The following is a 23,129-nucleotide window of genomic DNA, read 5'->3' as shown; positions in this document are numbered from 1 at the left end:
GTTACGCATCCACTGTACGGTTCTGAGACAGCACGCCTCCGGTGTGTGTGTTTCATGGTGTTACGGTGGTTTTAGCGGAGAGGTGACGCCCGGTCCCATTCCGAACCCGGAAGCTAAGCTTTCCAGCGCCGATGGTACTGCACTCGGTAGGGTGTGGGAGAGTAGGACACCGCCGTAGCTTCGTTGGAAGGGCCCCGCTGAGTACTCGCGGGGCCCTTTTCCGTTTGCGCACCTTCCTATCGTTGAGTCATGGAAGCCCGCGTCCACGAGACCGTCGAGACCTACAAGGAGCTGGTCGGACCGCTGCTGGCCGCCGACCCGATCCGGCACACGATCATGCTTACCGCGGTCGACCGGGCCGGCGAAGACGCGCTCATGATCACGCTGCACGACAACGGAAGCTTCGCCGGCGCGGTGATTCAGGTGCCGCCGTATCCGCTGCTCACCAGCGCCCTTCCGCTTGAAGCCACCGAACTGGTCGCCGAGACGATTCAACTGGTCCGGCCGGAACTCACCGGTGCCACCGGTCCGCTCGCATCCGTTGAGCCTTTTGTGCGAGCCTGGACGGAACGGACCGGCACAACCGCTGAACTGAGATTCGGCTCCCGGCTTTTCGAACTGGACGAACTGAAACCACCCATTGTCCGAGGTGACGGGCGGGTGGGCACCGAAGCGGATCTGGACTTGCTGATCGACTGGCGTCAGCGGTTCATGGCCGAAGCAGTCCCCGGAGCCCCTGGGGAACCTGCCGAGGCCGCGGCCAGGAAGTCCCTGGAGCTGGGGGCCGTCAACGTCATCTGGGAAGTCGACGGCGAGCCGGTGGCGTTCGCCGGCGCCCGAGGCCCGTTCGAGGGCATGGTCCGCGTTTCGCCCGTCTACACACCGCCGGAGCACCGCGGCCACGGCTACGCCTCGGCGGCGACCGCGGCGGCCTCCCGGTGGGCGCTCGACCAAGGAGCGGACCACGTGCTGCTCTTCACCGACCTCGGAAACCCGGTGACCAACCGGATCTACCCGAGGATCGGCTACCGGCCGCTGATGGACTCGGCGGAATACATGTTCAAGTAGAAGGATTACCGTGTCAGGTATGACGCCCCGCCTGCTCGTGGTCCAGCCGGACGACACCGATCCACCAGCCAGCCTCGGCACATGGCTCACCGACGCGGGAGCGCGACTCGACGTTGTCCGCCCCGCTGCTGAGCCGCTGCCGGAGCTCGCCGGCTACCAGGGTGTTGTGTGCCTGGGCGGCGAGATGGGCGCGATGGACGACCTGAAACACCCGTGGCTCAGGGACGTTCGCCAGCTGCTCGCCAGCGCGGTCGGCAACCGCGTGCCGACACTCGGTGTGTGCCTGGGAGGCCAACTGTTGGCGGCGGCGACTGGCGGGCGGGTCGTGGTCGGTGACGCCGGGCCCGAGGTCGGTCCGGCGATGGTCGCGAAACGGGATGTCGCGTGGATCGACCCGTTGTTCGGCGAGCAGCCCATGGTTCTCGACGTGATGCACTTCCATGTGGACACCATCGACCGGCTGCCACCCGGGGCCGAGCTGATGGCTTCGTCGCACAAGTACCCGAACCAGGCGTTCCGGATCAACGGCTGCGGCTACGGCCTCCAGTTCCACATCGAGACCACCACCGAGATCGTCCTGGACTGGGCCCGGACGGCCCCGGAGGTCGCTGTCCTGGCGCGTCCCGGGGAGCTGGACAAGGACCGCCTGGACACGGCGCACGAGGACATCGCCGAGACCTGGCGGCCGTTCGCCGCCCGGTTCGTCCGGTTGGCCGCGGGGGAGCTGGCCATGGCGGACCAGGCCCGAACCACCCTGCCCCTGGTCTGAGGCCCGGAACGGTGGCCATGCGTCGCTTTGCCGGCTGGGGTGTTCGCGTGTTGTGGCGTAGGTTCGTGATCGATGGCTGATCGCGTTCGTCCCGTCCTGTCCACCGCCCGGTTCGGGCTCACGGACGACCGTGCTGACGTCGAGCTTCGCGCCGCCGGATGGTGGAACGACGGCGGCCCGGTGAGAGGTGTCGAGCCGATGCTGACCGCCTTCTCCCGAAGCCCGGACCCCGATCTCGCGCTGCGCGGGATCGACCGGCTGCGTGAGTCCGTCGGACGGTCGTGGGACACGCTCGACCTCGCCCTCCGGGATGACGTCACGCTGCGCGGACGCCTGATCGCCGTGCTCGGCGCGTCCACCGCGCTGTCCGATTTCCTCGTGGCCAACCCGGACGAATGGCACGATCTGCACGACACCGAGCCACCGGATCTGCTCGCCGCGGTCGACGGACTGACCGGGCCCGAAGCGGTACGGGCCCTCAGGCAGGCGTATCGGGCGCGGTTGATGGAGATCGCCGCCGACGACCTGGGCCACCTTGTCGAGCCGACGCTGTACGCGCCGGCCTTCGAAGACGTCACCGCGCGGCTGACAGACCTGGCTGAGGAGGCACTGCGGGCGGCGTTGGTGGTCGCGCATGCCGAGATCGACGGGCGGGACGCGCAGCTCGCGGTGATCGCGATGGGCAAGTGCGGCGGCCGGGAACTGAACTACGTCAGCGACGTCGACGTCGTGTTCGTCGGTGAGGGCAACCTGGACATCGCCACCCGGTTGGCCAGCCGGATGATGACCGTGGCCGGCTCGGCCTGCTTCGAGGTCGACGCGGCTTTGCGCCCCGAAGGCAAGGCCGGCGCGCTCGTGCGGACCTTGGACGGGCACGCCGCGTACTACAAGCGGTGGGCGCGGACCTGGGAGTTCCAGGCCCTGCTCAAGGCCCGTCCGGTCGCCGGCGACGTCGAGCTGGGCGAGCGGTACCTGGACGTCGTGCGGCCGATGGTGTGGACGGCCGCCGACCGGGACGGGTTCGTGGCCGACGTGCAGCAGATGCGCCGCCGGGTCGAGGACCACGTGCCCGCCGACCTGGTCAACCGTGAGCTGAAGCTGGGCCGGGGCGGGCTGCGGGACGTCGAGTTCGCCGTGCAGCTGCTGCAGTTGGTGCACGGCCGAAGCGACGAACGGCTGCGGCTGGGTTCCACCACGTCAGCTCTGACAGCGTTGGGCGCCGGCGGTTACGTCGGCAGGGCGGACGCGGCCGCGTTGGGTGAGTCGTACCGGTTCCTGCGTACGTTGGAACACCGTCTGCAGCTGCAGAAGCTGCGTCGCACCCATCTGTTTCCGGACGAGAGCAACCTAGGCGACCTGCGTTGGCTCGCGCGCGCGGCCGGCGTACGGCCCGATGGCGGCCGCGCGGAGGAACAGGTGTTGCTGTCGGAGTTTCGGCGGCACTCCAACCGCGTTCGACGGTTGCACGAGAAGCTGTTCTACCGGCCGTTGCTGGACGCCGTCGCGAAAGTACCGACGGAAGCGTTGCGCCTGACCACAGTGGAAGCCGCGGCGAGGCTCGGCGCGCTGGGGTTCACCAGCCCGGAAGGCGCTTTGCACCACATCCAGGCCCTCACGTCAGGGGTGTCGCGGCGGGCCGCCATCCAGGGCGCGTTGCTGCCCGTGATCCTGGATCTCCTTGCGCACACGCCTGATCCGGACGGCGGCCTGCTGTCGTACCGGAAGATGTCCGAGGCGCTCGCGACGACACCGTGGTATCTGCGGCTGTTGCGGGACGAAGGCGCGGTCGTGGAACGGCTCGCGCAGTTGCTCGGCCTGTCGAAGCTCGTCCCGGACATGCTGGCGCGGGCGCCTGAGGTGCTGCGGCTCCTCGCGCACACCGATGAACTCGCTGGCCGTGACCCAGCCGAAGTCGCCACATCACTGCGCAATGCCGTAGGCCGCCATCGGGATCTCATCGGCGCGGTGACCGCGGCACGGTCGTTGAGACGGCACGAGCTTGCGCGCGTGGCGTGCGCGGACCTCCTGGGGCTCATGGAGACGACTGCGGTGTGCAACGCGTTGTCGAGCGTGTGGGTCGCCGTGCTGCAGTCCGCTTTGGCCGCCGCTGAACGGGAGAAGTCCGTGGAGGCAGGCGGTTGGCCCAAGGCGAACATCGCGATCATCGGCATGGGTCGGCTCGGCGGTCACGAACTGGGCTACGGCTCCGACGCGGACGTCATGTTCGTGTGCGAGCCCGTTCCTGGCGTCAGCGACGACGAAGCCGTCAAGTTCGCGTCGGCGGTCGCCGAGGCGATGCGTCGGCAACTCGGTGCGCCCAGCCAGGATCCAGCGCTCGAAGTGGACGTCGACCTGCGGCCGCAAGGCAGGCAGGGGCCGCTCGTGCGCACGCTCGACTCGTACGTCGCCTACTACCGGCGGTGGGGCGAGATCTGGGAGGCGCAGGCTTTGCTGCGGGCCGACTTCGTCGCCGGCGACGACCGGCTGGGCGCGCGTTTTCTCGAGTCGGTCAACGAGATCCGTTATCCGGCAGGAGGTTTGGACGCGACCGCTGTCCGGGAGATCCGCCGGATCAAGGCGCGGGTGGAGACCGAACGGTTGCCGCGCGGGGCCGACCCGACGACCCACACGAAGCTCGGGCGTGGCGGCCTGGCGGACATCGAATGGACCGTGCAGTTGCTGCAGATGCAGCACGCGTATGAAGAGCCTTCGCTGCGTACCACCCGGACACTCGACGGGCTGGTGGCCGCGGTGGACGTGGGCTTGATCACCGCCGAGGACGCCGAGGAACTCCGGTCGGCCTGGGTGCTGGCCACGAGTGTGCGCAACGCGGCCACTTTGGTGCGTGGCAAGCCGACTGACCAAGTGCCGACGTCCGGACGTGAACTTGCCGCGGTGGCGAACGCGCTCGGCTACCCGCGGGACGCCGACCCCGGCGAGTTCCTGGACAGCTACCGGCGGACCACCCGGCGAACAAGGGCCGTTGTGGAACGAATCTTCTACGCCTAGGTTTCGCAAGTGCCGCGTATCCAGAGCCTCCGGACCGCGAGCGGGGTGTTCGCCACCTCGCTCGCCGTTCTGCTGTTCCGGTTCCTGGTGCCCAAGCCCGTGGGCATCGCGGACAACGGCGACGGCTGGCGGCTGTTGTGCCGGCTGGGCGTCAACGATCCGGCCCGCCTGACCGAGAGGTTCGTCCAGTTCGACTACCCGGCCGCACCGCCGTGCTCCAGCCTGTACGTCACCAGCCAGCTGTGGCTGGACCGGGCCGCGCAGTGGCTGGGCCGGCTGTTCGGTCTCGACTCCGCGGTCGACCTGGTCGTCCTGGGTGTCCTGTGTTGTGTGCTGGCGGCTCTGGGGATCGCGTTGACGGTCCTCGGCCTCAGGTTGACGACGCGCTGGCAGGTCGTCGCGACTGTCCTGTTGCTACTCGTCGTCGCCGATTCGGCGTTCTTCGGGTACTTCGCCTCCGTGCTGAGCGAAGGCGCGGCGTTCATCGGCATTCTCATGCTTGTCGGCGGCCTGTTGATGATGCAGCGCTGGCGGTACTTCGGCGCGGCCGTCACGGTCGTCGGCGCGCTGATCGCCATCAACGCGAAAGCCCAGACCTTGGTCATCCTGCCGTTGCTGATCCTGGCGATGCTGTTGTCGCACTGGGCGAAGCGATGGGTGCTGCCGGTGGCCGTGATCGTCACCGTGAGCGCCGGCACCGTGTTGACACAGGTCGGTGGTGCGTCCGCGGGGAGCGAATACCGCGAGGCGAACGCGTACCACGCGATCTTCGACAGCATCCTGGACGGCAGCGGCGACACCCGCGCCGACCTCGCGGATCTCGGGCTGCCGGCGTCGTTCGAGCGATATGTCGGCACCAACTTCTGGGCCTCGAACTCCGCCCAGTACGACCCGGAATACCAGCGGTACCGGGACAAGATCGTCACCACGAACCTGATCAGGTACTACGTCCAGCATCCCGGCCGGACGTTGGCGATCCTGCAGCGCGGCGCCCAGGACCAGCTCACCGCACGCCCGGCCAACCTCGGCAGCTTCGCCGCGAACGCCGGCGAACCACCGGGAGCACGGGAGTACCGGGTACCGGTGATCTCCGGGCTCGCCGGCCTGGTGGCTCCGCTGGGGCTGTTCCTACTCGTGCCGTTGTGGGGTCTGACCGCGTGGGGCGGGGTGCGATTGTGGCGTCGTCGCAGAGAGATCGCGGTTGCCGTGTTCCTGTTGCTGGGAACGGCTGCCAGCCAGTTCCTGATCGCCGCGCTCGGCGAAGGCATCGAAGGTGTCAAGCACCAGACGATCGCGTTGTTCTGCGGCGTGTTGGCCGCGCTGGTCCAAACGCCATCACTCGTCCGCAACCCGGACAGCCGGCCGTCCCGCACGGCCGGTGTCGGGATCACGGCGTCGCCCAAGGCGTACAGACGAACTACCCGTTCTCGGCGATCGAAACAGCCCGCTCCCGGGTGAAGTCGCCCTCCAGTCGCAGCGTGGTCGTCCCCACCTGCCAGATCAGGGTCTTCGCCGACATCCGCGCGGTCCCGGTCCGGGTGTAGCCGCGGGGATCGTCGTAGATCACCTCGTGCGGGCCGTTCACCCAGTAGCCGTCGACCCCGTTCACCTTGATCCGCTCCAGCTGGTCCGCGGTGACGAACTTCGCCATGACCATGCTGATCCCGCCGTTGAACTCGTCCACCCTGGCGTTGTCGTACAGCAGGGAGACCGAGGTCTCGGTGACGTGCACCTCGTTCGGCTGGCCAAGGGCCTTCGGCACGATGACCGGGAACTTCCCGCGCGCTTCGTCCAGGGGCACGACGCGTTCGCCGGGCGCCAGCGTGGGGGTAGCGGTGGTAGTCGGCGCTGGGGTGATCGGGGGTGGCGGATCGGACCGGAACTCGATCCCGGCGAACCGCAGCAGATGCGAGACACCGGCGCGTACGTCCGGTGACACCGCGAGGGCGAGGGCGAACGCGAGAAGAAGGGCGAGCACAGTCGTGAGCACCGGCCGTAGCTTCCATGTACGGCGTTCCCTGACGCTGAGCCGTGCGGTGACCGACGCCGTGACGTCGGGCGTGTCCGGTACGTCGATGTGCGTGCCGAGGTCGCGGAGGGCGGCTTCGAGCTGGTCGTCAGTCATCAGCCACCCCCTCCAGCATCGGGCGGAGCCGTTTCAGCGCCCGGGACAGCCGCGACTTGACCGTGCCGCGGGCCATGCCAAGCGTTTGCGCGGTCTCTGCCTCGGTCATGTCCAGCAGGTACCGGCAGGTGACCACGAGCCGGTCCTTCTCCGGCAGTGTCTTCACCGCGTCGAGCAACGCGGTGCGGGTGGCGTCCACCAGGGCCACTGACGCCGGGTCCCGGTGGTCGACGGTGTCCGTCATGGTCGCCAGGCGCAGCTCGTAGGTCCCCCGCCTGCGCTGTGACCTGTGCAGGTTCCGTGTCTCGTTGGCGACTATCTGCAACAGCCACGGCCGGAACCCGGAGCCGTCCCGGAACGACCCGAGCCCGCGGAAGCCCTTCACGAACGCGTCCTGCACCACGTCCTTGGCGTCGTCGCCGGCGCCGAGAAGGTACGCGGTCCGGTGCGCGGCCGTGCTGTACCGGGCGACCAGGACGGCGTACGCGTCAAGGTCGCCGGCACGTGCCCGGCGCACGGCCTCGTCGTCTTCCGTTTGCGGCTCCTCGCCTCAGGTGCTTACTCTTGCTACACCGGCCGAGGCCCAATGGTTCCGCGCAGGGCCCGCGGCGTCATGTGGTTGCCCTGGGGTGATAAGTTGCACATAAGTCGCATCTTTACCATCTTGCGCACCGGACCTGTGTAGACGTAGGGGATATGCGCGTTTTCACGTGGACTGCCACCATCCTGGTGACAGCCTGGTATCTGCGTATCGGCTACCGGATCGACCTGGAGGTCTACCGGTTGGGCGTGCAGGCCTGGCTGGACGGTGGCGACCTCTACGGAACGCTCCCGAAAACCCAGGTGGGAATCCCGCTGCCGTTCATCTATCCGCCGATTTCCGCGGTGCTGATGGCCCCGATGACGGTGATTCCGTTCGCGCTGGCGAACGTCCTGTTGATCGTGGCCACGGTCGCGCTGACCGCGCTCACCTTGGCGGTGGTGCTCAGCTCCCTCGGCAAGTCGCTGAAGTGGATGGCCCTGCTGCCCTTGGCGCTGCTGATCGAGCCGATCCGGTCCACCCTGGACTACGGCCAGATCAACGTGATCCTGATGGCCATGGTGGCCGCCGACTGTCTGGTCAGGAAACCCCACTGGCCCAGGGGAGTCCTGGTCGGCCTGGCCGCGGCGATCAAGCTCACCCCGGCCGCCTTCATCCTGTTCTTCCTGCTCCGCCGCGACTTTCGGGCGTCGGTCACCACGGTTCTGTCGTTCCTGGCGGCCACCGCGGTCGGTTTCCTGCTGACCTGGAACACATCGATCAAGTTCTGGACCTTCGCGGTCTTCCACACCAACGAGAAAGTCGGAACCGACTACCTGGCGAACCAGTCGATCCACGGCGTCCTGGCCCGGCTCGGCCTGGGCACCGGGGTGTGGCTCGCCCTGGCGGTCGCGGTGCTGACCTGCACGGTGATGGCCATGCGCCGAGTGGAGCCGACGCTGGCGTTCAGCCTGAACGCGGTGGCGATGTTGTTGCTGTCGCCGATTTCCTGGTCGCATCACTGGGTTTGGTGTGTGCCGCTGCTGCTGGCCCTCGCCGGCAACGGTTATCGCGTGTTGGCGGCGACCGGCGCGGTGGTCTTCGTGCTGGCCCCGCACTGGTGGTTCCCGGTCCAACCCTGGACGGGCTGGCAGAACCTGATCGGGGACGCCTTCTTCCTGTACGCCGTCGCGGTCGTCGGCCTCGTCGCCTACAAGGAAGTGGGCCGCCGCCTGGCACCCCTGCCGGACATGCTCACCCCCGCAAGACAACTGGCGTGAATCGGCACAGACCGTAGGATCGCCAGGCGGGGGGCGATAAATGGTCGACGACCACGGGTCCGTGTTCAGCATCGGGGCCTTTGAGCTGGACGACCGGCTGCGGCTGTTCAACTTCGCGGCGGCGGACAAGCGCGTCGACTACCTGTGGGTGTTGCGGGCGTTCGAGCACGCCCGCGCGAACTACGTGGTCCTGTTGCACGCCAGTGAGGTCGCGGCGAACCTGACCGAACTGACGGCCGAGCATCCGGAAATGCCGTCCGTCAGTGGTGAGCTCACGCCGTTGCTCGACCAGCTCCACGGCTGGCACGTGCTGGAACGCAGCTACGACGGCGCCCGCGCGGCGACCTTGTCCGAATATCGCAACCGGCACTACGTCTACCAGTTCTCCCAGGCGGGCTACGGGAAGTCGGCCAAGCCGGGCGCGCCTGCCCGGGTGGAACGCAACGACGCGGGCCGCCGTCGGCTGCGGGAGCGCCAGCTCGCCGAACGCCAGGCCATGACCGCCGCCGCCGCCGAGTCGTTGGCCGCCGGTGTGGACGGGCGCGTACTGGACGACACCGAGACCGACTTGCTGCTCGGCCTGCTGGACCTGGCGTTGGCCGCCCGGGTCGCGGTGTCGGGCGCGGTCGGCGGCAGCGGATCCGCGTACGGTGTACGGCTGACCTTGCGCCCGCACCCGGTGTCCACCGTGGTGCGCACTGTTCGGGAAATCCTGCACCTGGATCGTCTGGCGCTGGTGGTGACGCCGCGGTGATCGAGATCCCGACCTTCGAACTCGCCTCGTACCAGCGGGCCGTCCGGACCGTGCTGGCCCACCCGGTGATCACCGAGACCTATCCGGACCCCGACAGCCTGCCCCTGGTCCGTCGGTGGGCCACTGAGCTGCGCTCGGACCTCGCTGACGCCTTCGGCTACCGGCTGGAGCTGTCCCCGTCGACCGCGCGGCTGCTGCGCGTGATGGACGGTCTCGACCCGACCCAGCCGGCCCGCACCCAGACCGACCGCCCGTTCGACCGGCGGCGCTATGCCTACCTGGCGCTGACCCTGGCCGCGTTGGGCCGCTCCGGCACCCAGATCGCGTTGTCCGAGCTGGCCGACGCGGTCGCGGCCGACGCGACCAGGGGGCCTGTCCACCGAGCGGGCCAGTGACCGGGCCGCGTTCGTGGACGCCGTGGCGTGGCTGGCGGCGCGCGGCGCGTTGCGGCTGGCTGACGGCAGCGCACGCCGCTGGGCCGACGACCCGAACTCCGGGGAGGCGCTGTACGACATCGACCGTGACGTCGTGCACGCCGTGTACCGGCCCACCAGGGTTCTGCAGCACCTGCGGAGCGTGACGTCGCTGCTGGCGCGGTGGACGGCGGCGAGCCGGGACACCCGACGGCGGGAGGCGGGCCACCGGGCCCGACGTGCCCTGGTGGAGCGGCCGGTGGCGTACTACTCGGAGCTCGAGGATGACGCCGCCAACATCCTGCGCGGGCCGCATGCGGTCGCCGACATCGAACGGCTCACCGGCCTACCCTCCGAGCGGCGCGCGGAAGGCGTCGCGTTGCTGGACACCTCGGGCGCGTTCTCGGACGTGCGATTCCCTGGGACGGGCACGGTGGCCCAGGCGGCGTTGCTGCTCATCGGGGAGATCGCGGACCGGATCGACGACCTGGACGCGTCGCCGCTGGCCAGGATGGCGATGCCGACCCGTGACGGACCTATCTGTACACAGTGGACGATTTCGGCCGGTTCGCGCCGGTGTCGTCAACCTGTGGGACTACCGGGACGAGGAGTTCGTCTTCGCCGACGGCCGGCTGGTGTTGCGCGGCCCGAACGGCTCGGGCAAGACCAAGGCCCTGGAGGTGTTGTTCCCGTTCGTCCTGGACGGCCGGATCGAGCCGCGCCGGCTCAACCCGTTCGCGGGCGAGGACCGCACGATGAAGTCGAACCTGCTGTACCGCAAGCAGGAGACCGCGCACGCCTACGTGTGGCTGGAGTTCGGGCACAGCTCGGGCGAGGCCGTGACAGTCGGCGTCGGGCTGCGGGCCCAGCGGCACAACGACAAGGTCACCCGGTGGTACTTCGTCGTCGACGGCCGGGTCGGCGTGGATTTCTCGCTGCTCGGCCTGGACGACCGCCCGCTGACCCGCAAGCAGCTCGTGGCGCAGTGACCCCAAAGGGCTTTCCCGGACCCTGTCGGACGGGTTGCGGCCGTTGGACGACGAGCTGATCACCGAGGCGGCCCGGTCGTTCGACGACATGGAAGCGGTGCAGCGCACCCTGGAAGGTCTGGTGCGGGCCGACAACGCGGCGTCCGCGTTCCTCGCCAGCTACACCACTTACCTGCGTACGCACGCGAGAGCCGCGGCTGATGTGGTGGCTCGACGCCGATCCGACGTCGAGCAGGCCCGCGTCGGGCTCGCCGAAGTGCTGTCCACTCGTGCGGCGGCGATCGCGGCCCAGGACTCGGCGGCCGCGGCGGTGACCGAAACCGAAGCGGCACTGGGGAAACTTCGCGCCGCCCTGGAGTCCCATCAGGACAGTCCGGCCTATCGGCAGCACAAGGGCGATCTGGAACGGCTCTCCGACCTGGTCGGTAAGCTGGCGGTGGCCGCGCGGCAGCAGCGCGAGGCGGCGAACCGGGCGGCAATGACTGCGGCGCAACGGGAAACCGAGCTGCGTAACGCGCGGGAGCGGCTCGCGTCCGCGCGTCACGCGATCACCCGAGCCGCTGCGGTCGTCGCCGAGGACGCCGAGGACGCGGGCATCGTGTGGAGCGCGGCTGACGCCGAACCTGACATCGCGTTCGGTGACCGGGTGAGTGCGCGGGTCACGGGCCGCGCCGAGGACGTTCAAATGGTCCGCGCCGCAATGGAGAATCTGCGTCGCGCGAACGACGAGCGAACCCGGTGCGACGAGGCGCTCGGTGATGCCGAACAGGGCGTCCTCGCCGCCGAGGCCACTGAGCGGGACGCTGCCGAGCACCTGACCTGTGCCCGCGCCGACACGCGGGAAGCGTTGGCGGGTTGGGACTCACGGCATGCGCGGACATTGGCCGACCTTGGCGTCGTGGCGTGCCTTGAGTCGTTGGTCACCGTGTTGGACCTGGTCGGCGAGCCCGACGCGGCTACGCTCGAGTCGACGTTCGACGGCCTCACCAGTGCGGGCGTCCAGGCCAACCAGGCCGAGCTGCATCGCCTGTCCGTGAAGCTGGACAAGGCGCGTGCGGACCTCGATTCGCTGCGCCAGCAACGTGACCGGATCGCTAGGGAACACGACGATGCGCCCGAGCCGTTCGGTGCGCGTACCGCGTCGCGTGCGGACCGCGCAGGTGCGCCGCTGTGGCGTCTGGTCCGTTTCGCGGACGGGTTGCCCGCCGAGCGAGCCGCCGCGGTGGAAGCCGCGCTGGCCGCTGCGAACGTGTTGGACGCGTGGGTCGACGTGGATGACGACGCGACGAAAACCGCTGTCGCCACTGGACGTTCCGACGGCTACCTGATGCCCCTCACCGAGGCCCGGCGGCCGTCTGGGCCGACCCTGGCCGACGTCTTGGTGCCCGAGTCCGGCGCCGGTGTCGACACCGGGCGGGTGCGCGCGATTCTCGCGTCGATCGCCATGGTTGAGGACGTGCCCACCGGCGGTGGTGCGCCGGCCGTTTCCCTCGGCGGCGCTTTCGCCCAGGGCGTACAGGTAGGCGCGCACACCAAGGCTGACGCGGAATTCGTGGGCGTGACGGCACGTCGGCGTCGTCGGGAACTGCGGCTGGCCGAGCTCGACGACCAGATCGCCGAGGGCGTTCTGGTCGCTGACGAGTTGGCCGGCGCGATCGGGCGGATCGAGGCACTGCTCGGTGATCTGGCCGCGGCGCGTGGCGAGCTGCCCAAGACTGGCCCGATCGCGGTAGCGGTGCGCAAGCAGACTGAAGCGGTGGGCGAGTTGCGGGCGCACCGGGCGACCAGAGACGCCGCGAGCGGCAAGCTGGACCGTGCCGTCGCCGAAGCCGGTGACCGGCAACGGCGGCTGACCCGGACCGCGGCCGACCATCGCGTCTCACCGGACACAGTGGACAGTGTGGCCGCCGCCGTCGACCGGTTCAGCCGTTCGGCGGTCGCGCTCACCACCGCCCGCGGCGTGGAAAAGGACTGTGTGGAGGCCGTCGCAGGCGCCGAGCGACGACTGGTCGACGCAAGGACAGAGGCCGCTGAACTCGCCGAGAAGGCGACCGGCGCCGAACAAGTCCACGCCGAGCAGGAAGAGGGACTGGCCACGCTGCGCGCGTCGGTGGGCGATGACGTCGAGAAGGTGTTGCGGGACATCGAGTCGGTCAAGGAGCGTATCGTCGCCACCGACGCGGAACTGCGCAGGCGGCGAGGCACCAAGAGCGCTGCGGACACCGCGGCCGGCGAGGCCAGAAGCGCGGTCACCGGCGCACACACGGCACTGGGCAGCGCGATCGCTGAGGCACAGGCCGACGCCGGCCGGCTCGCGCCGTACGCGCACAGGGAGATCCTGGACCTGCTGCGCGTGCCGGCCGGCCCAGCGTGGCCGACCGCGGCCGAGGACTGGCCACCTCCAGCGGAGCTGGTCGAGGAAGCGGAGCGGCGCATCCTCGAAGACGCGTTGCTCGGTCGGCTGGCGCAGCAGATCCACGACCGGACCATCGACGCCCGGGACCTGATCGGCCGGATGAGCACGGAGATGCGGACCCGGCGGATGTCCTCAGGCGTGACCGTCGGAGTGCACTGGGAACTCGCGGACAACCTCGACGAAGGGCAGCGGGACGTCTGCCGGCTGCTGGACCGCGACGCTTCCCGGCTCGGCCCGGAAGACCTGGCGCACATGCGAGCGCATTTCGCGAGCAAGATCAAAACCGCACGCGCGCAGCACCAGGACAAGTCGTACGCCGATCTGCTCGCCGACGTACTGGACTACCGGCGTTGGCGGACGTTCGCGTTCACGCTGGTCGGGGGTGACGGCAGCGAGGAACGGCTGACCCAGGCCCGGCACAGCACCCTGTCCGGCGGGGAACAGTCCGTGTCGCTGCACCTGCCGCTGTTCGCCGCCGCGCACGTGACGCTGTTCTCCGCGTACCCGCATTGCCCACGGTTGCTGGCGCTGGACGAGGCGTTCGCGGGAGTGGACGACACTGGCCGCCGCGAGCTGCTCGGGCTGACCGCCCAGTTCGACCTGGACCTGTTCATGACCGGCTACGACCTGTGGGCGACGTACGACACGGTACCGGCGTGCGCCCACTACGACCTGTCGCACTCCGCCGTCGAGCACACCGTCAGCGCGTTGCTGTTGGTGTGGGACGGCAAGGAGATCCTCGCCGACGGCACCGACGACCTGGCCGCCGCTCTCGGCTCGCCCGGCACCCGCCGTCGCCCGATCAGTGACGGTCAGCAGGCGTTGTCCGCCGAGGACGACGAATGAGCGATTTGCTTGGTGACCCGGGCTGGCAGCGGCTGTTGGCGGCCGCGCGGCGGAAGCTGGAACGGGACTCGGGTCAGCTCATCGGAGGCGTCAGCCTGCGGGACCCGACGGACGCCGAGCGCCGTGTCGTCATCGGCATCACCGGCCGGCACCGGCCCGCAGATGTCCGAACTTTACGGATCGACCTGGCTGAGCTTGATCAAGCGCTGCATGACTTGTGCGGAGCGGGCCTGCACACGGTGTTGGGGCCGTTGCGGTACCGAGCGGTCGAGCGAGCCACCGAGGCGGAAGCCTCGAGCGACGCGCTGACCCAGGCGAGCGCACACTGCCCACGACACCGAACCGAGCCCTGGTTCGTTGCCTGGCTGGACGGTGTGGCCACGGACGGCACACTCACCCGGCTGGTGCGTCGCGGCGAAGCCGAAGAACTCTCCAGGGCCGCCCAGATCCTGGACCGCCTGCCCGCCGACAACGTGCCGCTGCCAGTCCTGGCCGAACAAACCACCGGCAACACGAAAGCGCTCGCCGGCACCCCACTGGCCACATTGGTCCTGCGCGCGTTGGCATTGCGCGACGGCGCCGACACCCCAGCGCGTGTCCACTGGGAGACAGCCGGTGTGATCGTCGACGACCTGGCCAGCCAAGTCCTGGTCCTCAACGTCCGACCGGCCGGAGATCACGCGGTGGCCACCTGGCTCCGCGACGCCGCCGACACCGGCATCCCCTTCCGACTGACCCTGCACCAACTCAACCTCGCACCCATTGTCCCCACCGGCCAAGACATCTACGTCTGCGAGAACCCAGCGGTACTACGCGCAGCCGCATCCCAACTCGGTGCCGCCACCACCACCCTGATCTGCACCGAAGGCCAACCCTCCGCCGCCTGCCACACACTGCTCACGGCATTTCGCGGCCGACTCCACTGGCGCGGCGACTTCGACTGGACCGGCCTGCGCACCACTGCCACGGCAATCACCCGCCACCAAGCCATTCCCTGGCGAATGACCTGCACCGACTACCTCACGGCGCTGGAAACCGGCGACTCGGAACCCCTGAAAGGCCCACCGGCCACCAGCCCATGGGAACCGAACCTCGCCGACCACATGGCCCGCCACGGCCGAGCCATCATGGAAGAACGTCTCATCCCGCTGCTGCTCAACGACCTCAGCGGCGCGTAACCGGGATGCACGACGGCCCGCCAGCCGAAGGCTGACGGGCCGTACTTTCTTGATCCAGGCAAGCGGTTCACACGTCGTAGTAGAGGGCGAACTCGTACGGGTGCGGACGCAGGCGCAGCGGGTCGATTTCCTGCTCACGCTTGAAGGCGACCCAGGTCTCGATCACGTCCGGGGTGAAGACGCCGCCTTCGAGCAGGAACTCGTGGTCGGCCTCCAGGGTGTCGAGGACGGTGCCGAGGTCGGCCGGGACCTGCTTGACGTTCTTGGCCTCCTCGGGCGGCAGCTCGTAGAGGTCCTTGTCGATCGGGGCCGGGGGTTCGATCTTGTTCTTGATGCCGTCAAGGCCAGCCATCACCATGGCGGAGAAGGCCAGGTAGGGGTTGCCGGAGGAGTCGGGGCACCGGAACTCGATGCGCTTGGCCTTCGGGTTGTTGCCGGTGACCGGGATGCGGACGCAGGCGGAGCGGTTGCGCTGCGAGTACACCAGGCTGACCGGGGCCTCGAAGCCGGGGACCAGGCGGTGGTAGGAGTTGACCGTCGGGTTGGTGAACGCCAGCAGGCTGGGGGCGTGGTGCAGGATGCCGCCGATGTAGTGGCGGGCCGCGTCCGAGAGGCCCGCGTAGCCGGACTCGTCGTGGAACAGCGGGTCGCCGTCCTTCCAGAGCGACTGGTGGCAGTGCATGCCCGACCCGTTGTCGCCGTAGAGGGGCTTCGGCATGAAGGTTGCCGTCTTGCCGGCCGCCCAGGCCGTGTTCTTCACGATGTACTTGAACAGCTGCAGGTCGTCCGCGGCGTGCAGCAGGGTGTTGAACTTGTAGTTGATCTCCGCCTGGCCGGCCGTGCCGACCTCGTGGTGGGCGCGCTCGACGGTGAAACCGGAGCCGATCAGGTTCAGGGAGATCTGGTCGCGCAGGTCGGCGAAGTGGTCGACCGGCGGCACCGGGAAGTAGCCGCCCTTGAACTTCGTCTTGTACCCGCGGTTGCCGCCTTCCTCGTCGGCGCCGGTGTTCCACCAGCCTTCGACCGAGTCGATCTCGTGGAAGGAGCCGTTCTCCGCGTTGTCGAACCGGACCGAGTCGAAGATGTAGAACTCGGCCTCCGGGCCGAAGTAGGCCGTGTCGGCGATGCCGGACTCGGTGATGTACTGCTCGGCCTTGCGGGCGATGTTGCGGGGGTCCCGGCTGTAGGCCTCACGGGTGAACGGGTCGTGCACGAAGAAGTTCAGGATGAGGGTCTTCTCCACCCGGAACGGGTCGATCCGCGCCGTGTACGGGTCGGGCAGCAGCAGCATGTCCGACTCGTGGATCGACTGGAAGCCGCGCACCGAAGACCCGTCGAAGGCCAGCCCGTCCTCGAACGCCGAGCTGTCGAACGACTCGGCGGGGACGGTGAAGTGCTGCATGATGCCCGGCAGGTCACAGAACCGGACGTCGACGAAGCGGACCTGTTCGTCGGAGATGAAGCGCAAGACCTCGTCGGGACTGTTGAACACGCTCGTAGGCTCCTTAAAAGTGATGTTGGCGCCGACGGGCGCGCCAATTCCGCTGTGCGTAGTGAAGCTAGGAGCGGGGTGTTGCCCGACCGTCACCCGGGTGTTGCGCCGATGTTAACTACCCTGCTCATGAGGGAATTGTCGACCACCGGACGTGGACCCGAGCCCCCGTTCTACTCTTTAGGGGTGACAAGGTGGACCGGATCGTGGTTGTCCGGGCACCGCTCCGCGCTCGAACCGGGCGCGGACGCCGGCGACCAACCAGCGCAGCGTTACCCGGGCGAACGCCTGGGGCTCCCGGAGAGCGGGCCCGGCTCGGTGTCTGGGACGGGGGTGCGCGCGCTCGCCCTGTTGGTGGACGCGGTGCTCTCCGGGCTGGTCGCGGGCCTGTTCACGGCCCCTGAACTGCCCCAGAACTGGAGCCTAGCGGCTTGGTTCGCGATCACCGTTGTCGCGGTCGCCTTCTTCGGGTTCACCCCCGGCATGGCGGCCTGCGGCATCCGGGTGGCGCGGCTCGGCGACAATCCCATGGTCGGCCCGCTGCGTGCGGTGCCGCGAACCCTGCTGGTCGCGCTCATCATCCCGGCGGCGATCTGGGACGCCGACCGCCGGGGTCTGCACGACAAGCTTTTCGGCACGGTCGTCGTCCGCACCCGTTGAGCCGGATCGCGGTCGCGACCGCTGCCGGCCTTGGCGCTCTCGGCCTGGTCAGCGGCATCACGGCCGCGGTGATCACCGAGGCCGCCGACTCGTGGGGCTACTCCGCGTACGAGCCGATGCCGCTGGACGTGGAAGTGGCGATCTTCTACGCCGCGATGGGCATGCTTGTCACCTGGCGCAAACCGAGGAATCTCGTCGGTTGGGCACTGCTGTCGATCGCCGCGTGGGACGGCGTGGTCGCCGTGATGACGGCCCTGGTCGGGGCGTTCGACTCGGCCGACAATCCGGTCGTCCAGGTCCTCATGCCCATCCAGACCGGCGGATGGGCGCCGCCCATCTGGGCGATCGCGACCCTGCTGCCGCTGATCTACCCGGACGGCCGGCTGCCCAGCCGGCACCTGTGGTGGGCGGTCGGGTTCACCGCGCTCGGAATTGTGCTCTACGTCGCCGGACTCACCCTTTCGGTGGGTTATTTCGGCGGGAAGTACACGGTGATGAATCCGGCGGCGGTGCCCGGTTGGCAGGATTTCGCCCAGTTCTGTCAGAACGCCGGCGAATGGATCTTGCTGATCGCGTCCGGCGTGGCTCTGGTCACGTTGGCCGTTCGGTGGCGACTGGCCACCGGGGTACAGGCCAGACGGCTGTCCTTGCTGTTCTGGGCATTGCTGTTCGGCGCGGTGCAGGCGGGCGTGCGCCGGGTCGTGCCGATGCCGTCGTTGGCGCAGCACATTCTGGAGGTCGCCGCGGCCGCCTTGGTGCCGATGGCGGTCGCCGTCGCGGTCACCCGGGACCGGCTGTACGACCTGGACCTGGCCGTTCGCCGGGCCGTGGTCTCGGTCGCCGTCGTGGCCAGCCTGCTCGCCTGCTACCTCGGCCTGTACGCCGTGATCGGGGTCGTCCGGCCGGTGAGCACGGTGTTCGAGGCCGGGCTCGCGGGTGCCGCGATCTTCCCGGTGGCGTTGCTACTGACCCGGTGGGTGAGGCAGGTCGCGTGGGGGCGTCGGGTCGACATCGTGGAGGCTGTGACCGGCCTGGGCCAACGAATGCGTGACCGGCTCTCGATACCGGAGGTGCCGGCGGCGGTGTGCGAGGAGATCGTCAGCGCGCTGCGGCTCCGATTCGCCCGACTGGAGCTGGAAACCGCCGACGGCGTAAGGACTTTGGCCGAGGTTCGACGATGCGAGGCGCAAGGCGAACCCGTCACGTTCGAACTGTGGCACCGCGGCACGGTTGTGGGGCGGCTAGTGGTTGCGCCACCGGAGGGACGTGAGCATCTCGACGAGATGACCGTACAGGCGTTGGCCTCGTTGGCCGACCAGGTGGCGCCTGTGGTCGCGGCTCTTCGGTTGGACGAAGAACTCCTGCGCAGCCGGGAACAGTTGGTCACAGCACGCGAGGAAGAGCGATTACGACTGTCACGGGACCTGCACGACGATGTCGGGCCGACCTTGGCGGGGATTCGGCTGCAGCTCGACGCGGTCCGGGCCAAGCTGCCTGACGACGCGCCGGCGCTCGACCTGATGGACAGGGCGGTGGTCGCGATCCAGGACGCGCTGGGGATCGTCCGTCGGGTCGCCTACCGGCTCCGACCGCCCGAGCTGGACACCCTCGGCCTGGTCGGGGCGCTGCGCGAACTCTCGGTGTTCCTGTCCGGGCCGACCCTGAAGGTCGAAACCGACCTGCCGGTGGACGTTTCCGCGCTGTCCAAGTCGGTCGAGGTCGCGGCGTACCGGATCGTCGCCGAGGCGTTGACGAACGTGGTCAAGCACGCGCAGGCGACGTCGGCGTGGGTCAGCCTGGTCATCGACGACCGCGGTGTGGTCGTCGAGGTCCGTGACGACGGCGTCGGCTTCCCGTCGGACGCCGGCAGCCGCGGTATGGGCCTGCGTTTCATGGCGCAACGGGCCCAGGAGATCTCCGGTGAGTTCTCCTGCCGCACGACGTCGACCGGGTCGCTTGTCCGCGCGATCCTGCCGCTGTCCCGTTAGCCCTCGTCAGCGACGACGCATGGTGCGCTGGATGTTGCGCATCTTGGCACCCTGCGGCAACGGGCCCTTCGGCATCGCCGCACCCCTGCTGGCCAGCGCCGACAGCCGCTTCTCCAGTGCGTCGACCTGCTTGGGGCCCAGGTTGCGGGGCAGCTTCATCATCTTCGCCTGCAACTTGGACAGCTGGACCTGGTTCTCCTCGTTGCCGATGGTGATGTCGTAGATCGGGGTGTCGCCGACGACCCGCGCGATGCGCTTCTTCTCCTGCGCGAGCAGGGCCTTCACCCGGTGCGGCGCGCCTTCGGCGACCAGGATCACGCCGGGGCGGCCGAGGACCCGGTGCACGGCGTCGAGCTGGGTCGTGGCGGCGACCGTCGGCGTGACGCGCCAGCCGCCCCGCCGGATGTTCTCCAGCGCCCACGCGGCGGCTCCCGGTTGGCCGTCGGCCTTGGCGTAGACGTTCTTCTGTACCCGGCGGCCGAACACGATCACCGCGCCGAGCACGCCGAACATGATCCCGACCGGCAGCGCCATCCACTGGATGTCGAAGATCAGGCCCAGCAGGAACACGGCCCCGGCCACCACCACAAGGACGCCGGCCATCCATGGGATCAGCCACGGATCGTCCTTGCGCTGCATCTTGAACGCCTGCCAGATCTGGCTGCGCTTCGCCTTCGACGCGGCCTTCTTCTCGGCCTTGGCCGCGGCCGTCGCTTCCTTGTCCTGCTTACCCGCCATGACCACCAGGATACGGCCGACCCAATCCGTGCGAACGGTCCGTTCGTGCGGACACACCCCGCGATGTCGTTGACGGCGACCACGACCTCTCTGTCAGGATGCAGAACATGAGCACAGAAGCGGAAAAGGGCCTCCTCGACGGCCTCGACCCGGAACAGCGCGCGGCCGTCCAGGCACCGCGCGGCCCGGTCTGCGTGCTCGCCGGTGCCGGCACGGGGAAGACCAGGACGATCACCCACCGGATCGCCTACCTCGTGCACACCGGGCATGTGTCCGCGGGGCAGGTCCTCGCGGTGACGTTCACCAACCGTGCGGCCGGCGAGATGCGCACCCGGCTGCGTGCGTTGGGCATCCCCGGCGCACAGGCCAGGACGTTCCACAGCGCGGCACTGCGCCAGCTGCGCTACTTCTGGCCACGCGTGGTCGGCGGCCCGCCATGGGATCTGGTCGAAGGCAAGCTCCGGCTGGTCGGCCAGGCGGCCCACCGCGTCGGCGCGCCGACCGAGGTGGAGATCCTGCGCGATCTCGCCAGCGAGATCGAGTGGGCGAAGGCCTCGCTCGTCGCCCCGGACAGCTACCCCGACGCCGTCCAGCGTCGCCGCCGGGAACCGCCTGTCCCGGCCGCCCAGGTGGTCCAGGTGTACCAGGCGTACGAGGCGCTCAAGAACAAGGCGAAGCTGCTCGACTTCGAGGACCTCCTGCTGCACACCGCCGCGGTGCTGGACGACCATGCCCAGGTCGCTGAGGAGTTCCGCGAGCGGTACCGCTGTTTCGTGGTCGACGAGTACCAGGACGTCACACCGCTGCAGCAGCGCGTGCTGAACGGCTGGCTCGGCGCCCGGGACGACCTGACCGTGGTCGGGGACGCGAACCAGACGATCTACTCCTTCGCGGGCGCGTCGCCCCGCCCGCTGCTGGAGTTCACCAGACGGTTCCCGGAGGCGGCCGTGGTCCGGCTGGAGCGGGACTACCGCTCCACCCCCCAGGTGGTCGACCTGGCCAACCAGGTGATCTCCGCGGCCCGGGACCGGCCGGCCGGGTCCCGCTTGAAACTCGTCGGCCAGCGTCCGGTCGGCCCGCCGCCCCGGTTCGCCGAGTTCGACGACGAGCCCACCGAGGCCGCGGCCGTCGTCCGCCGGATCCAGGACCTGGTGGACGCCGGGACACCGTTGAGCGAGGTCGCGGTGCTCTACCGGGTTAACGCCCAGTCGGAGACATACGAGCAGGCGCTGACCGAGGTGGGAATCCCGTACCTGGTCCGCGGCGGCGAGCGGTTCTTCGAACGCCAGGAGGTGCGTCAGGCCATGGTCGTCCTGCGCGCCGCCAGCGGTGACGCGGTCTCCGGCGACCTGCCCGAGATCGTCCGCAAGACCCTGGAACGGGTCGGTCTCACCGCCGAACCACCCACCGGCGGCTCGGCCAGGGAGCGCTGGGAGTCACTGCTCGCACTGGTCGAACTGGCCGAGGAACTGGTGGCGTCGGTCCCGGACGCCGACCTGGCCAAGCTCGTCACCGAGCTGGAAGTGCGCGCGCAAGCCCAGCATCCCCCGACGGTCGAAGGCGTCACACTGGCCTCGCTGCACTCCGCCAAGGGCCTGGAATGGGACGCGGTCTTCCTGATCGGCCTGGTGGACGGCACCCTCCCGATCCAGTTCGCCGACGGCGACGAAGCCGCCGTGGAGGAGGAACGCCGCCTTCTCTACGTCGGTGTCACGCGGGCCCGCGAGCACCTCTGGATGTCGTGGGCGCTGTCCCGGGCACCAGGCGGCCGTCGACACCGTCGACGCAGCCGGTTCCTCTACAGCCTGATCCCGGACGACCACCCCACCGCAAGGGTGGTCCGAGCCGAGGCCGGAACGAAAACCGCCACCGCCAGGCTGCGATGCCGGGTCTGCGCCGCCCAACTGGTCGGCACCGTGTCGATCAAACTCGGCCGCTGTTCGGACTGCCCGTCGGACGTGGACCAAGCCCTCCTGGACCGCCTCCGCGAATGGCGCACCACCAGAGCCCGCGAACTGAAAGTGCCGCCCTACGTGGTGTTCACCGACGCCACCCTGATGGCCATCGCCGAACAACGCCCCACCAACCCAGGTGGCCTGGTGGCCATCTCCGGCATCGGCGCATCCAAACTGGACCGGTTCGGCACCGACGTACTAGCCCTGGTCCAGGAAGAAGCCACCAAGAACAACTAACCCATCCACCCACCCACCCATCACCTCGCCTCCAACCCCTCACCTCCCGCCAGCCCGACTCCCACCCGCCACACGGACCGAAAGACCCAAGCAACCGTACGAGGCCCGCCGCCCCCACAGCAGTACCGATCAACCTCAGCCGGAACCCCGGACCCGCCACCACCGGCCAGACCAGTCCGATCACGACGCCAGCCCGCATCACAGCTGGTCAAGACATGAAAGCCACGCCCAAGCAACTCCGCATGCCGAAGAAGAGGCCGCGCCCTGCTCGGCATCCATTCGGAAAGCCCGACGGCTTCGAGTTCCTCCCTCGGCATTCACGTCGGAAGTCCAGTGGCACCGAGGTTGCCCGCCGCAGGGCCACCCCAGCTCATCGAAGGCAGGCGCCGCCGACCAGCTGCGACTTTCGTCTGCTCCGGAGGTCCGGTGGCCTTGGGGACGCTTGCGGCTGCGTGGTCATCCTGCTGGTCGGGCCGGCGTCGTCGGCCTGCTTCGGTTCTTTCCTGGCCGTCTGTTTCGGAGGTCTGGTGGGGCCGAGGGTTGCCCGCCGGGTTATCCCGTTCACCGAGGTGGTCGCCGCCGGCCTGCTTCGGCTCGTCCCTGGCCGTCTGCCTCGGGAGTCTGGTGGCGCCGAGGTTGCCTGCCGGGGCACCCCGCTCACCGAGGTGGGTGTCGCCAACCAGCTTCGGGTT

At 69.0% G+C, this 23,129-nt stretch carries 17 protein-coding genes, 1 rRNA gene and 1 pseudogene; 15 read left to right on the top strand and 4 right to left on the bottom strand.

Features of this window, described 5'->3' with window-relative positions; all coding sequences use genetic code 11:
• Positions 1 to 61: 61 nt before the first annotated feature.
• The 5 genes from rrf (at position 62) to wsfD (ending at position 6,304) form a co-directional block, all read left to right on the top strand.
• Positions 62 to 178 (top strand): 5S ribosomal RNA (gene rrf / locus EV192_RS14365).
• A gap of 71 nt (positions 179 to 249) precedes the next feature.
• The gene (locus tag EV192_RS14360) at positions 250 to 1,068 is read left to right on the top strand and encodes a GNAT family N-acetyltransferase (RefSeq protein ID WP_132115181.1); all 819 of its coding nucleotides are present in this window, start codon (positions 250 to 252) and stop codon (positions 1,066 to 1,068) included.
• Positions 1,069 to 1,087: 19 nt separating this feature from the next.
• Entirely contained in the window at positions 1,088 to 1,837 is a 750-nt protein-coding gene (locus EV192_RS14355; protein ID WP_132115179.1) for a type 1 glutamine amidotransferase, read from the top strand.
• A 72-nt stretch (positions 1,838 to 1,909) separates the two neighbouring features.
• Positions 1,910 to 4,846: a bifunctional [glutamine synthetase] adenylyltransferase/[glutamine synthetase]-adenylyl-L-tyrosine phosphorylase gene (locus tag EV192_RS14350; RefSeq protein WP_132115177.1), complete on the top strand. Its 2,937-nt coding sequence runs from the start codon at positions 1,910 to 1,912 to the stop codon at positions 4,844 to 4,846.
• 9 nt (positions 4,847 to 4,855) lie between these two features.
• On the top strand, positions 4,856 to 6,304 hold the full coding sequence (gene wsfD, locus EV192_RS14345) for a glycan biosynthesis hexose transferase WsfD (protein WP_132115175.1): 1,449 nt from the start codon (positions 4,856 to 4,858) through the stop codon (positions 6,302 to 6,304).
• On the opposite strand, the gene EV192_RS14340 is transcribed toward wsfD, so the two are convergent.
• Together EV192_RS14340 and EV192_RS14335 are read right to left on the bottom strand one after the other, a co-directional pair.
• Positions 6,264 to 6,971: a hypothetical protein gene (locus EV192_RS14340; RefSeq protein WP_132115173.1), complete on the bottom strand. Its 708-nt coding sequence runs from the start codon at positions 6,969 to 6,971 to the stop codon at positions 6,264 to 6,266. The two genes, wsfD and EV192_RS14340, sit on opposite strands and share 41 nt — an antisense overlap.
• Entirely contained in the window at positions 6,964 to 7,488 is a 525-nt protein-coding gene (locus EV192_RS14335) for an RNA polymerase sigma factor (RefSeq protein ID WP_207926027.1), read from the bottom strand. Before EV192_RS14335 ends, EV192_RS14340 begins: the two co-directional genes overlap by 8 nt.
• Positions 7,489 to 7,667: 179 nt before the next feature.
• On the opposite strand from EV192_RS14335, the gene EV192_RS14330 reads away from it, so the two are divergent.
• From EV192_RS14330 to EV192_RS14310, 7 genes and pseudogenes are all read left to right on the top strand, one after another.
• Positions 7,668 to 8,771: a glycosyltransferase 87 family protein gene (locus EV192_RS14330; RefSeq protein WP_132115171.1), complete on the top strand. Its 1,104-nt coding sequence runs from the start codon at positions 7,668 to 7,670 to the stop codon at positions 8,769 to 8,771.
• Between the two features lie 40 nt (positions 8,772 to 8,811).
• Positions 8,812 to 9,525, top strand: coding sequence for a DUF2397 family protein (locus EV192_RS14325; RefSeq protein ID WP_132115169.1), 714 nt, complete (start codon positions 8,812 to 8,814; stop codon positions 9,523 to 9,525).
• Positions 9,522 to 9,920, top strand: a complete 399-nt coding sequence (locus EV192_RS54715; protein WP_207926026.1) for a DUF2398 family protein — start codon at positions 9,522 to 9,524, stop codon at positions 9,918 to 9,920. The genes EV192_RS14325 and EV192_RS54715 overlap by 4 nt, the downstream gene beginning before the upstream one ends.
• Positions 9,921 to 9,933: 13 nt before the next feature.
• Positions 9,934 to 10,377 (top strand): annotated as a pseudogene (locus EV192_RS57365) (DUF2398 family protein); the annotation flags it as partial.
• 88 nt (positions 10,378 to 10,465) lie between these two features.
• Positions 10,466 to 10,927, top strand: coding sequence for a hypothetical protein (locus tag EV192_RS55730; RefSeq protein ID WP_243726818.1), 462 nt, complete (start codon positions 10,466 to 10,468; stop codon positions 10,925 to 10,927).
• A gap of 43 nt (positions 10,928 to 10,970) precedes the next feature.
• Positions 10,971 to 14,189, top strand: a complete 3,219-nt coding sequence (locus EV192_RS14315) for an SbcC/MukB-like Walker B domain-containing protein (RefSeq protein ID WP_207926024.1) — start codon at positions 10,971 to 10,973, stop codon at positions 14,187 to 14,189.
• Positions 14,186 to 15,367, top strand: a complete 1,182-nt coding sequence (locus EV192_RS14310; protein ID WP_132115167.1) for a TIGR02679 family protein — start codon at positions 14,186 to 14,188, stop codon at positions 15,365 to 15,367. The genes EV192_RS14315 and EV192_RS14310 overlap by 4 nt, the downstream gene beginning before the upstream one ends.
• Before the next feature lie 67 nt (positions 15,368 to 15,434).
• On the opposite strand, the gene glnA is transcribed toward EV192_RS14310, so the two are convergent.
• Positions 15,435 to 16,859: a type I glutamate--ammonia ligase gene (gene glnA, locus EV192_RS14305; RefSeq protein WP_132115165.1), complete on the bottom strand. Its 1,425-nt coding sequence runs from the start codon at positions 16,857 to 16,859 to the stop codon at positions 15,435 to 15,437.
• Between the two features lie 186 nt (positions 16,860 to 17,045).
• Here glnA and EV192_RS14300 point away from each other — a divergent pair, with 186 nt between their 5' ends.
• Both EV192_RS14300 and EV192_RS55725 read left to right on the top strand, forming a co-directional pair.
• A complete protein-coding gene (locus EV192_RS14300) occupies positions 17,046 to 17,519 on the top strand; it encodes an RDD family protein (RefSeq protein WP_132115163.1) in 474 nt (157 codons plus the stop codon).
• Entirely contained in the window at positions 17,516 to 19,507 is a 1,992-nt protein-coding gene (locus EV192_RS55725; RefSeq protein ID WP_132115161.1) for a sensor histidine kinase, read from the top strand. The genes EV192_RS14300 and EV192_RS55725 overlap by 4 nt, the downstream gene beginning before the upstream one ends.
• Positions 19,508 to 19,513: 6 nt before the next feature.
• On the opposite strand, the gene EV192_RS14290 is transcribed toward EV192_RS55725, so the two are convergent.
• Positions 19,514 to 20,245, bottom strand: a complete 732-nt coding sequence (locus EV192_RS14290) for a DUF4191 domain-containing protein (RefSeq protein WP_132115159.1) — start codon at positions 20,243 to 20,245, stop codon at positions 19,514 to 19,516.
• A gap of 107 nt (positions 20,246 to 20,352) precedes the next feature.
• Here EV192_RS14290 and EV192_RS14285 point away from each other — a divergent pair, with 107 nt between their 5' ends.
• Positions 20,353 to 22,437, top strand: coding sequence for an ATP-dependent DNA helicase UvrD2 (locus EV192_RS14285; protein WP_207926023.1), 2,085 nt, complete (start codon positions 20,353 to 20,355; stop codon positions 22,435 to 22,437).
• Positions 22,438 to 23,129: the final 692 nt, after the last annotated feature.

Origin of the sequence: Actinocrispum wychmicini (assembly GCF_004345645.1) — a bacterium.
In the GTDB taxonomy this organism is placed as follows: Bacteria; Actinomycetota; Actinomycetes; order Mycobacteriales; family Pseudonocardiaceae; genus Kibdelosporangium; species Kibdelosporangium wychmicini.
This window is presented reverse-complemented; position numbering and strand designations above follow the sequence as displayed.

What these genes read in the sequence shown, in the direction of transcription:
- EV192_RS14355 (WP_132115179.1), top strand. Translation starts at nt 1,088, where the DNA reads ATGACGCCCCGCCTGCTCGTGGTCCAGCCGGACGACACCGATCCACCA.
- EV192_RS14310 (WP_132115167.1), top strand. Translation starts at nt 14,186, where the DNA reads ATGAGCGATTTGCTTGGTGACCCGGGCTGGCAGCGGCTGTTGGCGGCC.
- EV192_RS14360 (WP_132115181.1), top strand. Translation starts at nt 250, where the DNA reads ATGGAAGCCCGCGTCCACGAGACCGTCGAGACCTACAAGGAGCTGGTC.
- EV192_RS14330 (WP_132115171.1), top strand. Translation starts at nt 7,668, where the DNA reads ATGCGCGTTTTCACGTGGACTGCCACCATCCTGGTGACAGCCTGGTAT.
- EV192_RS14350 (WP_132115177.1), top strand. Translation starts at nt 1,910, where the DNA reads ATGGCTGATCGCGTTCGTCCCGTCCTGTCCACCGCCCGGTTCGGGCTC.
- EV192_RS14325 (WP_132115169.1), top strand. Translation starts at nt 8,812, where the DNA reads ATGGTCGACGACCACGGGTCCGTGTTCAGCATCGGGGCCTTTGAGCTG.
- EV192_RS14290 (WP_132115159.1), bottom strand. Translation starts at nt 20,245, where the DNA reads ATGGCGGGTAAGCAGGACAAGGAAGCGACGGCCGCGGCCAAGGCCGAG.
- EV192_RS14340 (WP_132115173.1), bottom strand. Translation starts at nt 6,971, where the DNA reads ATGACTGACGACCAGCTCGAAGCCGCCCTCCGCGACCTCGGCACGCAC.
- EV192_RS14285 (WP_207926023.1), top strand. Translation starts at nt 20,353, where the DNA reads ATGAGCACAGAAGCGGAAAAGGGCCTCCTCGACGGCCTCGACCCGGAA.